Source organism: Virgibacillus sp. M23, from assembly GCF_034190895.1.
Classification (GTDB): domain Bacteria; phylum Bacillota; class Bacilli; order Bacillales; family Amphibacillaceae; genus Virgibacillus; species Virgibacillus salarius.
This window is the reverse complement of the sequence record NZ_JAWDHA010000050.1, coordinates 1-12,588: the sequence shown is the minus strand read 5'-3', so window position 1 is coordinate 12,588 and position 12,588 is coordinate 1. Positions and strand designations below refer to the sequence as shown.

14 protein-coding genes are annotated in these 12,588 nt (G+C 34.7%); 4 read left to right on the top strand and 10 right to left on the bottom strand.

The window, feature by feature from the left end:
• Positions 1 to 441 precede the first annotated feature (441 nt).
• Positions 442 to 1,578, bottom strand: a complete 1,137-nt coding sequence (locus tag RVS70_RS16370; protein ID WP_026682741.1) for a TIGR04053 family radical SAM/SPASM domain-containing protein — start codon at positions 1,576 to 1,578, stop codon at positions 442 to 444.
• Between the two features lie 552 nt (positions 1,579 to 2,130).
• Here RVS70_RS16370 and RVS70_RS16365 point away from each other — a divergent pair.
• Positions 2,131 to 2,826 carry a Crp/Fnr family transcriptional regulator gene (locus RVS70_RS16365; protein WP_026682740.1) on the top strand — a complete coding sequence of 232 codons (696 nt, stop codon included), beginning with the start codon at positions 2,131 to 2,133 and terminating at the stop codon, positions 2,824 to 2,826.
• A 586-nt stretch (positions 2,827 to 3,412) separates the two neighbouring features.
• Here RVS70_RS16365 and RVS70_RS16360 read toward each other — a convergent pair.
• From RVS70_RS16360 to RVS70_RS16340, 5 genes are all read right to left on the bottom strand, one after another.
• Positions 3,413 to 3,970 (bottom strand): hypothetical protein, encoded by a 558-nt coding sequence (locus tag RVS70_RS16360; protein ID WP_321134059.1) that lies wholly within the window; start codon positions 3,968 to 3,970, stop codon positions 3,413 to 3,415.
• A gap of 3 nt (positions 3,971 to 3,973) precedes the next feature.
• Positions 3,974 to 4,603, bottom strand: coding sequence for an SCO family protein (locus RVS70_RS16355; protein WP_321134057.1), 630 nt, complete (start codon positions 4,601 to 4,603; stop codon positions 3,974 to 3,976).
• Between the two features lie 290 nt (positions 4,604 to 4,893).
• The gene (locus RVS70_RS16350) at positions 4,894 to 6,564 is read right to left on the bottom strand and encodes a cbb3-type cytochrome c oxidase subunit I (protein ID WP_321134055.1); all 1,671 of its coding nucleotides are present in this window, start codon (positions 6,562 to 6,564) and stop codon (positions 4,894 to 4,896) included.
• A 15-nt stretch (positions 6,565 to 6,579) separates the two neighbouring features.
• Entirely contained in the window at positions 6,580 to 7,047 is a 468-nt protein-coding gene (locus tag RVS70_RS16345) for a cytochrome c oxidase subunit II (protein ID WP_026682736.1), read from the bottom strand.
• A gap of 15 nt (positions 7,048 to 7,062) precedes the next feature.
• Complete coding sequence (locus RVS70_RS16340; protein WP_161629290.1) at positions 7,063 to 7,215, bottom strand: hypothetical protein; 153 nt, start codon at positions 7,213 to 7,215, stop codon at positions 7,063 to 7,065.
• Between the two features lie 394 nt (positions 7,216 to 7,609).
• Between RVS70_RS16340 and resA the strand changes: the two genes are divergently transcribed.
• The 3 genes from resA (at position 7,610) to RVS70_RS16325 (ending at position 9,554) form a co-directional block, all read left to right on the top strand.
• A complete protein-coding gene (resA, locus tag RVS70_RS16335) occupies positions 7,610 to 8,185 on the top strand; it encodes a thiol-disulfide oxidoreductase ResA (protein WP_321134053.1) in 576 nt (191 codons plus the stop codon).
• A 29-nt stretch (positions 8,186 to 8,214) separates the two neighbouring features.
• Positions 8,215 to 8,919, top strand: a complete 705-nt coding sequence (locus tag RVS70_RS16330) for a cytochrome c biogenesis CcdA family protein (protein ID WP_121605173.1) — start codon at positions 8,215 to 8,217, stop codon at positions 8,917 to 8,919.
• A 113-nt stretch (positions 8,920 to 9,032) separates the two neighbouring features.
• On the top strand, positions 9,033 to 9,554 hold the full coding sequence (locus RVS70_RS16325; protein WP_121605174.1) for a CueP family metal-binding protein: 522 nt from the start codon (positions 9,033 to 9,035) through the stop codon (positions 9,552 to 9,554).
• A gap of 233 nt (positions 9,555 to 9,787) precedes the next feature.
• Here the strand turns inward: RVS70_RS16325 and RVS70_RS16320 are convergent, their stop codons facing one another.
• The 4 genes from RVS70_RS16320 to RVS70_RS16305 form a co-directional block, all read right to left on the bottom strand.
• Positions 9,788 to 10,453 carry an acetyltransferase gene (locus RVS70_RS16320; protein WP_299632204.1) on the bottom strand — a complete coding sequence of 222 codons (666 nt, stop codon included), beginning with the start codon at positions 10,451 to 10,453 and terminating at the stop codon, positions 9,788 to 9,790.
• A gap of 194 nt (positions 10,454 to 10,647) precedes the next feature.
• Positions 10,648 to 11,121 carry a DUF523 domain-containing protein gene (locus tag RVS70_RS16315; protein ID WP_026679619.1) on the bottom strand — a complete coding sequence of 158 codons (474 nt, stop codon included), beginning with the start codon at positions 11,119 to 11,121 and terminating at the stop codon, positions 10,648 to 10,650.
• Between the two features lie 239 nt (positions 11,122 to 11,360).
• The gene (locus RVS70_RS16310) at positions 11,361 to 11,651 is read right to left on the bottom strand and encodes a MazG-like family protein (RefSeq protein WP_026679618.1); all 291 of its coding nucleotides are present in this window, start codon (positions 11,649 to 11,651) and stop codon (positions 11,361 to 11,363) included.
• Between the two features lie 414 nt (positions 11,652 to 12,065).
• The coding region (locus tag RVS70_RS16305; protein ID WP_321134045.1) for a transposase at positions 12,066 to 12,588 on the bottom strand (523 nt) is incomplete at its 5' end.

Here is a 12,588-nt window from a genome sequence, read left to right as displayed (position 1 = left end):
GTCACACTTTGACAGATGTCAAAATATGGTCATAAACTTATTAATATTTAAATCATCTTTTCATAATGTAATGCAAATTTAGTACAGTAACGTGTTGTGTATTGTTTGGTCAATAGTCTTGCTCTTGAGTGCCTTTTTGTGAATTCTTCCTCTCCGTACAGTTCCTATCCCCTGATTTCTGCATTTTATTCATAGAACAAAAGTGTAAGCGCCCGAATAGAAACGAACGACTGGAGCGAGTCAACGGAGATAAAGAAATCACGGTGAGCTTCGAGCCGATGATGACTTAACGTGGGGCGATTCGTGAAGGCGCCTCGTTTCTGGGCACTAGAGCTGGACAAAGCTCAACACGCCATTTTTATCCGCATGGGCTAATTTTATAATTTCCTTCATTTCCTTAGACTACAAAAAAAGCTAAGCATCCATCTGCTCAGCTTCTATCTATTTTTCTATAATATTCTTTCCTTTCTTACGCATTGCTCTTGGGATATATACACAATAAGGTTCACTTTCCATATAATCACCTGTTACATTGTATGCTCTGGATCTGGAACCACCACATACATGGCGAAATTCGCAGATTCCACATTTTCCTTTATATTTATCAGGGTTCCTTAAATTTTTAAACACCTCTGATTCTCTATAAATTTCTGATATTGGAGTGTGTCGTACATTACCTGCTCGAATAGGTAATAGACCACTTGGGTATACATCCCCAGTGTGAGAAATGAACACAAACCCATTTCCATCATTTACCCCTTTTGGAGCTCGCCCTAATCCATCAATTTGCCCTGTTTTTCCTGCGATGATAGCATCTTCGTAAAAGATATGTTCTTTATCACTCATACCTCTTTGTTCACGCATTTTCTGCTGTATAACCACACGCCGATAGTGCTGGCCAGCTGTTGTTTTAATATCAAAAGGAACACGCTTTGAGAGTTTGTATAACCATCTAAATACCTTCTCATGTTCAGCAGGTGAAATCATATCTGACTCTTTCCCTCGCCCAGTAGGAACAAGGAAAAACACACTCCACATTACACAATTCAAATTTTCTACTAGTTCTGCCATTTCATCCAAATGTTCATAATTATATTTAGAAATAACAGTATTAATTTGTAAAGGCATATCCAGTTCATGTAAATCGTTAATAGCGTTTATTGTTAAATCAAAGGATCCTTCCGTACCTCGGAAATGGTCATGAACTTCTTTACAATGGCCATCGATACTAAAGGCCCATCTAGCAAGTCCAATATCTTTCGCCTTTTTCATTGCTTCTTTGGTTACATTTGGTGTTGCAGATGGTGTCATGGATAAACGGACACCTTTTTTAATCGCATATTCTGCAATATCAAAAACATCTAGACGTTCCAATGGATCTCCGCCAGTGAATACAAGCATAGGATTGTCCATTTCATAGATATTATCTATTAATTTCTTTCCTTCCTCAAAATTCAATTCTAATGGGTGTCTATGATACTGTGCTTCTGCACGACAGTGTAAACAATGTAACTGACAAGCACGTGTTAGCTCCCATATTACGATAAACGGATTTTCATTATAATCTCTATTAAACATTACTGCCCCACCCTTCTTAAGTCTAGGAAAATTGTAATACAATAAAACTAAACAATTAGTGATATTTATCACATAACTAAATTATGACGTAATACGAATATTTCCAACTAGAAAATAAGAAAAGAATTGGGACAAAACTTAAGTATTTTTCTAAAAAAACGATAATAAGGAAGTTATAATGTGAAACTTCAATCAGCGGGGCTTTGGTTTATCGGTGGCTCTCCCTATTAGTGTGGAACTACCCATATTATATTTTTAGCTAAGGAACGATATGAAAGAGTTCCATCTAAATACTCCGTGACAAACTTTACAAAACATCCCCAGAAATTAGATTATTTACTCTACTTTCGAGAGGCAGTACCATGGATTGGGTGATAGTTTGGCTTTTGCTTTAACAATCATATGTTTGTCACTTGTAATCTATTTTTTCTCAATAGTTATCCTCCAAAGTCTCCACTACAATCTGATAAGTATGATATTCTTCACATCTTATTATAAATTGTACGTGATAATATTATGAGATGGAGCACTATATTTGAAAGGATGATAATTATGTATCCAGCATCAGTTAAAAAATTATTACAACGTTTCCCCCTTTTCAAAAGTTTAACAGACTATGAAATTGATCCGATTATAAATATTGCAAAAAATCGAACCTACCGATCGGGAGTCCATATCTTTATGCAAGATGACCTTCTCACTAATGTGTATTTTATACACCAAGGTAAAATAAAAATTTATCGAACTGATATTCAAGGAAAAGAACAAATTATCAATATTCTAAGTGAAGGTGAAATGTTTCCTCACCAAGGTTTTTTTCGTAATGATAACTACCCTGCACATGCTGAAGTAATGGAAGAAGCAGTATTATTTTACATCCCCATCCATTTATTTGAGGATTTTTTAATCAACAATCCAGAGGTAAGTATCAAGATTTTCCGTGTGCTTGGAGATAAGATAGTGGATTTACAGAATCGCTTAGAAGAAAAAATCCTACGTAATACTTACGAACAAATTATTCTTCTATTAATTCGCCTTGGAAAAAAACATGGAATGGAGCATATCAATGAAACAATGACATTGACCACCCGTTTTACGAATAGAGATTTAGCCAATATGATTGGTTCAAGTCGTGAAACAGTTAGCAGAACGATCACCCAATTAAAGAAGAAACAATTAATTCTAATAGATAGTGATGGAAATATGATACTAGATACCAATAGGTTAAAGGAAGAATTATTTCAATAAAAGGTGCATCTCAAGAGAGGTGTTCCTTTTCTAATGGACATGATTTTAATATATAGAGAGCGATCTTTTTGCTTCAATCAGTGGGGGTTTTGTTTTATCCCCCCACTGATTGTTCATACCACAAGGGTATGACCTGAAGACCTTTGAACCAATCAGACATTACTGGCAGTAACGCCCCACTTCGGGAAAAAAGTGAACCTCAGTATTGATAAGTGGAGTTAACTGTCAGTTATATATGGGATCAAACACACACGAATAGAGTATCGTCTAGGTTGTTTTAGTCGCTTTCTAACCATTGCTCATCTAACTTCAATTTTTCCTTAAAAGAGATTACTTACTTAGCAGCAGTGTAAAGAGTAGTTTAGAGTTAGAAAATTAAATTTCTTTTGTAACTGACCACTTTATTACGTCTTGATTCCATCCAAAAGTTTACCATTAATGTCAAAAATAGCATGTTCTGCATCAGTTATAGAAAAGCCTTGTTTTTCGAATAAAGCATTTAGTGAGTCCAGTCTATTCTTAAAGTTGAAAATCCTATTTGACCGATTTTCTTCTATTCTTTGTCTCCAAAAAGACATTATTTCGTTTAGTAATCTTCTGTATCATCAATAAATAGCGATTGGATAAAATAAATTATAATACATAATCCGGTTATTAAAAATGTCCAGCCTAATGCTCTTTGCTCAGTTACTAAATAGTTATTGCATAGCTGTGTAGGGGAAGCAATATAAATCCAAGCCATAATTCCTGATAATACACTAAAGAAGATATACACACTATTCTTTTCAAATTTCATAAGTTTTTGCCAGCTATCTCTTAGTGGTACTCCTGCAAGAAATGGTAAGCTTATAAATTTAAAAATCTCTACTAATGGTAAAGTAAGGGCCTCATCCATAGCACGTGGGAGCATCCAGTAACTCATAATTATCAAAAAAAGTACTATTCCAGGTATACCATTTTGATTACAAGCTTCAAAAAATCCGGGAAATTTTTTCTTGAGGTATGGTGTAAACATCATTCCAATAATAACCAACAAAGGCATTTGCATATGCATATGAACTACCATTATAGATTCGAATAAAGTAATAACTGGTGGGAGCATCATGAAAATATACAATCCTAATCCATAGATTGCTTGTTTCATCCATTATCCCCCCTCATTTGTTTTCAATATACTTGTTATTTTTTCAACTGCTAAATCAACTTGTTGATAATCCATAACTTCTACTAGCTTGCCTTGGGGATTCACTAAATAAAAAGCAGAGTTATGAGTGAAATTGCCCATATTGTCTGGTATCACAACGACTCCAAAAGAAGTTAATAACTTTTGTAATTCTTGGTTATCAGGGATTCTTGCCATTCTCCAAGTGTTACCATCACTATTAAAATATTGGCGATATTTTTCAAGTATAGCAGGGGTATCTCTCTCCGGATCAAAACTAATACTTAAGAAAACAATATCCTCTCCGATATATTTTTCTGGTATTCGATTATAAACATGAGCAAGATTCATTTCTAATTTAGGACAAACATCTGTACATGCAGTATAAATAAAAGTTATCATTATATATTTATCTTCAAACTCGGAGAATGCATATAGTCTTTCCTTACTATCTTCTAAGGTAACTTCAGGAAATCTCGGCATCTCTTCCACCAGCTTCATCGTTCTAGCCGTTTCAGCCGTATATGCTCGAAAGCCATCCGTTCCAATTAAGAATAAGATAAAACCAAACGTGATAACTATTACTAGTGATAATATATTACTATTTCGGTTCATTTGATCACGTCCTATTTGCAAATTCTAATAATCAAAAAGACTATGAAATTAGTATTAATCAAAGAAAAAGACAAACAATTAGAAATGATGATTCGTTCAACTAACTCGCTTCGGAAATATACTTTACTTTGCTAGGCAGCGATATATCGTACAACAAAAGCGCTCTTCTTTTTCAAGGAGTCTATGTATATTTCCAGAGACAGGGTAGTTAGTTGTTCATCATTCGAATTAACCGTTTCAGTTACACCCCATCTCTTTTTCTCAAGCGACATATAATTATGTTTAATTTTCTACCAAGTTCTAAATGGAGGAGAGCCTGGAACATTTAATATATCTGTAAGTGGCATAACATATCCCATGGCTACTATTAGAATAAGTAGTATAATGATCGTTCCCCATCTTTCCGTCCATTTTGGAGTTGATAGTACGTCTGCTTCTGGTTCTCCAATTGGAAATTCTGTGTTTCCTTTTGGCGCAAAGAACATAAGATTAACTACGATATAAACCATAAGTACAACCCCAACAATTAAGAAGGTTCCTCCAACTGCAAGGAAAATTAAGTAAGGATCCCAGCTTAAGGCTGTAGCGTGATCTCCATAAGTTGTATAAGAAGTTCTTCGAGGCGATCCTAAAAGACCAACTAAATGCATTGCTCCTGACATAAATGTCATACCAATAGTCCAGATAATGGTTTGAATGATACCTAGTTTGTTTATTTTTGGTGTTAATTTTCTCTTTGATAGATATGGAATTAACCAATATGTAATACCGAAGAAGGTTAATGCTACCGTAACACCAAGAGTTAAATGGAAGTGTCCAACTATCCAAAGTGAATTATGAACTACTTGATTTAGTTGATTATTTGTTTGTGCAATACCACCAGCACCGGCAGGGATAAATGCAACCATTGCAATAAATGGTGCAAGGAAACGCACATCTCCCCACGGTAATTTTTTGAACCAGTCTAATAGACCCTTAGCACCTTTTCTTCTACCTGCACGTTCAAACACAGCAAACATAGCAAATGCAGTCATCATAGATGGGAACCCAATGGATAAACTCATAAATACATGGATGAATTTCCAGCCTTCTGTAATACCAGGGTCAACAATTTGATGATGGAATCCTCCAGGAATATTGAGTATAACTAATAAAATAACTACTAAACGTGTGATAGCATCACTAAATAGTTTTCCACCAATAATCTTTGGTACAGCGACATACCATGCAGAAATCGCAGTTAAATACCAAATATTAACTAGAGTATGGCCGAAACTCCAAAATAATGTACGACTAAGCATAACATTGATGGTTTCCGTCCACCCTAGTGACCATGGAATTAACATTAACACTTCTATGGTAACACCGATACTTCCCAAGACTAATAAAACGAATACACCAGTTGCAAAGAATGATAACAAAGGAATATGCTGTCCTTTATGATTTCTTCTCCAATTTGCTACATTGATAAACACGCCAAATGCTGCTATCCAAATTCCCACAACAAGAAAAACTAGGCCAATGTAAAATAGAGGAGTTGCTTGCATTGGTGGGTAGAAAGTATACATAACTGATGCATTACCCATGGCAACAGTAGTTGCAACAAACACAACACCAATTACCAATAATCCAAATGCTGTCCAACCAAATTTTCTAACCTTTGGAAGTAATCCTCCCATTGTATGGGAAATTCCAGCATAGAAATACCCAATTACAAAAGTGGTGGTAAATACAAGAACTAATAAGATTCCATGCGTTGTTAGTGTTTGATAATAGTCAAACCATGTTGGCAATTCCATTAGACCTGCACGGTTTAATCCTTGAAAAAGACCTAAAAATCCACCTATTAATAACGCAATAAATGAAACAGTAAAATAGGTTAATGATAATCGTGCATCTTTAGGATTAACTCCTAGAGCCTGTTGCATCTTTCCAAATGGTTTTTCTTTAACTAACTCCATTTATTTCTCCTCCCTTTATTTAACGGTGATAGTTGTCGACATCATTTGGTGACCGACACCGCAGTACTCATTACATAAAACGAGATATTCACCTGGTTTGTCAAAGGTTTGTGAAATTTTTTGTATGTGTCCAGGAGTTACCATAGCATTAATATTGGTACCAGCCACTTGAAAGCCATGTACTACATCTCTAGAAGTCATTGTAAAATGAACGGTTGACCCTACTGGGACTTCAATTTCATTTGGTGTAAAACTAAAGGCTTGTAATATCATAACTACCTCATATTCGTTTTCGCCAATCTCAAATATCCCAGGATTATCAAATGGTGTAGTTTGATCTACTTTTTGAGGATCAATGGTTTCCATTCCACTTGGCGGTGCCATTCCTTGAGCAAATGCCTGATATCCTGTTATCACCATAGAAAGAGCAATAATTCCAATTCCAATAATTAACCAAATTTCTTCAGCACGATGTAATTTCATACAAATACCCCCCTATTAAATTCTCACCATATACAAAACCCATAATAGTAGAATAAAAGCTATAATGGTTCCTCCAACAAATACAATTGAGGAAAATAATGTCCCTTTTAGAGAATACTTTTTATTATCCTTTTCTTTTGCAATAACATTTTTATTATTCGTTTCCATTACTTACCCCTCCCTTATGTTTTTTCTTACTTACATTCTAAATTTTGCACTACTTAACATAAGTGAACTACATCACACTTCAAATGTGATTTAAAGCAAAGCTTATAGATTACGTGACAATAGTTTGAACACCAGGTTTGAATAATTAGTGATAATAAGGTTAGTGACTATTTTTTAAAAGGTTAATGGGCACAAGCAAGCAGATCCTTCAGCTTACCTACTTCAATCCGATGGTGGATAAACGCCCCCCAACTGCTTGAGGTTCCACTTCATATGAAAAAATACATTCGTTCATAAACTATACAAAGCATCTACATAATTTCTGCAAATTTTTATCTTAGAATAACAGTACGTGTCTTTTAGATTGAAATTAATTATTGTAGGGAGGGTATATATGAGCTTGGAGGAGGCTAAAAAGAAAAAGAAGAACAAAAAAAGAAATCGCTTCATTTTTCGAACAGCTATTCTAGCTGTATTAATAGGTGCTATTGTATTTGCATTAATTTCTAACATACAAGCAGATAACAGCGTTTATCAGATCGGTGATGATGCACCCGACTTTAAATTAAAACAAATAAATAAGAATAATAAAGAAGAAATGATTCAACTTAGTGATTTTGAAGGAAAAGGTGTCATGTTAAACTTTTGGGGAACCTGGTGTAAACCCTGTGAAGAAGAAATGCCTTACATGCAAGCACTTTATCCCAAATATAAAGATAAAGGAATTGAAATTATCGCCGTTAGTTTAGATAATACAGAATTAGCTGTTGACAGTTTTATTGATAAATATGATTTAACGTTTCCGATTCCTCATGATAAAACAGGAGAAGTAATGGATCTATATAAAGTAGGACCTATTCCAAGTAGCTTTTTTATAAACCCTGATGGAAAGATAGAAAGAATAATAAATGGTGCGTTGACATTAGAAAAACTTGATGGATATTTACAAGAAATACTTCCTCAGCAATAAGTCTCTAAACAAAAGGGGGATAAGTAGTTTTGAACGAAATAAATATATTCCTAGCTTTTGGTGCAGGGTTTCTCTCTTTTATTTCACCTTGTGTATTACCACTTTACCCAGCATTTTTATCATATATTACTGGGATGAGCGTAAGTGAAATAAAAGAAGAAAATAAAAAAATAAATAAAAAAGCCCTCTTACATACCATTCTGTTTTTACTAGGATTCTCAAGTATTTTTATAATGATTGGTTTTACCACATCATATATATCCGAATTTTTGTTGACATACCAGGATATCATTAGACAAATTGGTGCCGTTTTAATTATTTTCTTTGGACTAGTGATTGTAGGTATATTTAATTTTAAATTTCTCATGAAGGATAAAAAAATCTCATTCAAAAATCGTCCAGGAGGTTATTTTGGGTCCTATCTTATAGGAATGGCATTCTCTTTAGGCTGGACACCGTGTACTGGTCCCATATTAGCTATCGTATTATCATTAGCTGCAACTAATCCTGATGTTGGTATGGTAATGATGATTAGTTATGTATCAGGTTTCTCCATTCCATTTCTTTTGTTGGCATTCTTTGTTGGTAAAATAAAGTGGATTAAAAAACACAATCAAAAATTAATACAAATTGGCGGATACATTATGATTTTTATGGGAGTTGCACTATTCTTTGATTGGATGACCAAATTAACCTCCTTTTTAGCCGGATGGTTTGGTTTTACTGGTTTTTAAAAGGCGGACAAATTGATATGTGCCTTTCTTATCTATTACATATCGTTTGTCTACATATGGTAAAATACTATCAAATTACATTTTATACTATTAAAATAGGAGTTGAATGATATATGAAAAAAGGCATTCTTGCAATGATTGGCTTCGTACTTATCTTCATCGTAGTAGCCTGTGATAACAGTGCTTCGAATGAAAAAGAAGGAAAAGATGTAAAAGAAATGGTACATAATTATAGTGTTGGTAGTACCGATGATGTGTCTGCATCCATTACTTCCGAAGAGCTTATTGTTACGGATAGTGGTAATAAAGAGACGACTTATAATCTTCCAGAAGATGAATTTTTCGTTTCCATTGCACCGTTTATTAATACCACACACCCTTGTACCAACCATAGTCTAACCGGATGTCAAGGAGAGTTGGTGGAAAAAGAATTTGATGTGTATATTCAAGATGAAGAAGGTAATGTGGTTGTTGATGAAACCATGACATCATTAAAAAATGGGTTTATTGATTTATGGTTACCAAGAGATAAAACATTTCAAGTTAAAATGGAATATGATGGAAAAACAACAGAATCAGAAATTTCCACCTTTGAAGGCGACAACACGTGTATAACAACAATGCAGTTGTCTTAGCATTATTTTTTCGTATTACTAAAAAACAAACCATTTGTCTAACAGCTTAAAAAACAGTGTAAGTATGAAGCATATGTATGCTTACTTACACTGTTTTAACATACCTACTACAAAAGAGAGGCGATGAGTAAATATTCTCTTTCTTAAGGTAATAGGGATAAACAACTTTTTATGTTCACTGCCTATTCGATATATCAGAGATGAAATGAATTGTTTATATGCTAAAGATATTTTTATAGATATTTATCAAATTCTTTTCTTACCTTAACAGCTTTAGCAGGAGTTCCATAAGCTACCTTATAATCTTCAATATCATCCAATACAGTCGATCCTGCTCCTATCACAGTATGTTGACCGATTGTTACAGCATGGATAACATTAGCTCCCATTGCTACGGTTGATCCAACTCCTACTAATACATTACCCCCTAAGGTTGCGCTTGGAGAAATGGATACATAATCTCCTATCTCACAATCATGAGCTATTGAACTTTTAGTATTTACAATACAATGTTCTCCAATCTGAGCGTCACTATTAATAATAGCTCCCGCCATTACAACAGTTCCTTCACCTATAGTAACACCTCTAGCTATAGAGGTATAAGGATGTATGACTACTGTAAACTTAAAAAATGGGTTTATTTCTTTAACTCTTTTTACAGCTTGTTTTCTTTTCCAGTTATCACCTATTCCAACGATTCCTGTATCTATGCTATTTCGCTTTACATATTCTTCATCACCTAATACTTCATAACCATATATCCTCTCACCTGGTTGCCGCTGGTTATCTATTATTCCTTTAATCTTCCTATTAGCTTTTTCTAAAGCATCAATAATTAGCTTTGCATGACCACCTGAACTTCCTGAACAAATGATAACTATCTCTTCCAATGTAAACACCTACCTCAGGATATCTAAATTTGCTTGGTTTTACTTAGAGACAACCTGTTAATTAACGTTTTCGATGTGTTCCGGCATCAGCATTCCTGTACAGTAACATAATAGAAATTTACCTTCATGGCAATTTACAATACCAATTTAGAACACTTTACTCCTTATTGGTGTTATGCGCTCGTTAATTGAAGAAGCATTCGCTATATTATCTCATCATAATACTCGGCAAGCTGTTCTTCTGAGATTACTCGTAAGCCATTTCTTTTTAGTAAGGCAGTAGTAACTCCATTTCCAGTGATTTTCTCCCCCATAAATTCACCATTATAAATCATGGAATTTCCACAGGAAGGACTATACTCCTTAAGAACAACCACTGTTGCATTAACAGCCTTAGCTTTTTTTAAAGTCGAGTAGGCTCCTTTTATGTATAGTTCTGTAACATCTCTACCTGATTTCTCGACTACTTTAGCTTTCCCATCCAATACATCTTCCCCATTACCACCTATTATTTCAGCAGGTTCTCTAGGGGTTGAGAAACCACCAAGCAATTCCGGGCATACAGGTATTGCCTTATTCTCTTCTATTAATTTACTAAGCTTGTGATCTAAACTATGCGTATATCTTACCTTTAGTCCTAACAAGAACTCACTAATATCATTTACTAACTCCTCCATTTAATAGTATGACCTTGTACACCTATCTTCTTGTTAATTGAGAAGCTTCGATTTATTTACTGCTAATTTCTCCGTATTTAACTAATGTGGCTCTTATAATGGTTAACAATAATAGAAGCACGGTTGCAAATTAGCTTATTATTCTTTAACTAAAGCTACATTTAGTTGGAGAAGTATTTAAATATTTATGAATTATTTGTTTTAGATTACAGGTTTAATTCAATACATCTCTTTGTTCTTTACATTTTACTCTGCCATTTGGCTATTTTTCTTGTTATAAATTCTTGTAATTCATCTTCACTTTCAGCTACTTTATAAAACAAAGCTAAAGATACAAGAATGACATCTATACATTCTTCTTTTACATCATCAATACCTAATTGTTTATACTCACTTCCGTTGGCTTTTAAATAAGATAATACTGCTTGCGAGGTTTCTCCAGCCTCTTCTGATAATTTTAATGCCATTTGCTCAATTGTTTTTGGTTCTTTCTCACTTAATAGCTTAACCTGCTTCAATAATTTCTCCATCGTCGTATATAACCTCCCTCTATATACTTTAATTATCTTCAAAATACTCTTGTTTTCTTAGAATTAATCAAGCACCATTTCATTGAATGTATTGATGGATAAAGCGTTTAATCAGAGTACAGAATATTCTAACCGGGTTTTATCCATCCTAACAGCCAAATTGTGTACATTTGGTTGAAAAGGGATATAACCATGCCCTCATTCTCCACACCGCTTATGGTCGCTCACCCTCCCATGTATCACGGGATTTTAATCCATACATTCCTTCGTCCTGCGTATCCACAAGGTGGAGGTCGGAAAAAGCTCCTATGCTGGGTCTGGTGCCCGAATGGAATAAATAATCTCCGACTCTGCATTATTGGTGTTTGTTCATTCCAAAACTTAGATGCATTTTTTCAACTACTTTGAAATAGCTTAAACTGCCTGCAATTCTTTCATTTGAGTTAAACCTTGTAATAGCTTGCTACCTTCAAATTCACATTGTTTTCTGCCAATCACAAACAGTACACGTAGTAATTTGCCGCACATTGCAATCAATGACTGTTGTTTCTTCAACGGGTTGACGGATCGGGTCGTGTAATATCTGTGCAGGGTCTTGAACGTCGAGTTACTGGCTACTAATGGCCTAACGGCCAGATATAAAGCTTTTCTCAGCTTTTTCCGCCCTCGTTTTGTTATCCTTGTTTGTCCCTTGAACTTCCCTGAACTATGTTCTCGTAACGACAAACCTGCCATATTGACCAGCTGTTGTGGATGGTCATATTTTTTGAGGTCTCCGACCTCAGAGAGAAAGGTGGCTATGGTGATTGGCCCCAGCCCTTTAATATTCATCATTTCCTGGGCGCCTGGAATGTCTTTCATGAGATCTGTAATTTCCATGTCCAGTTCGGTTAATTGGCTCTGATAGAGCTCGTATTGGTCTAAGAGACTGTGTATT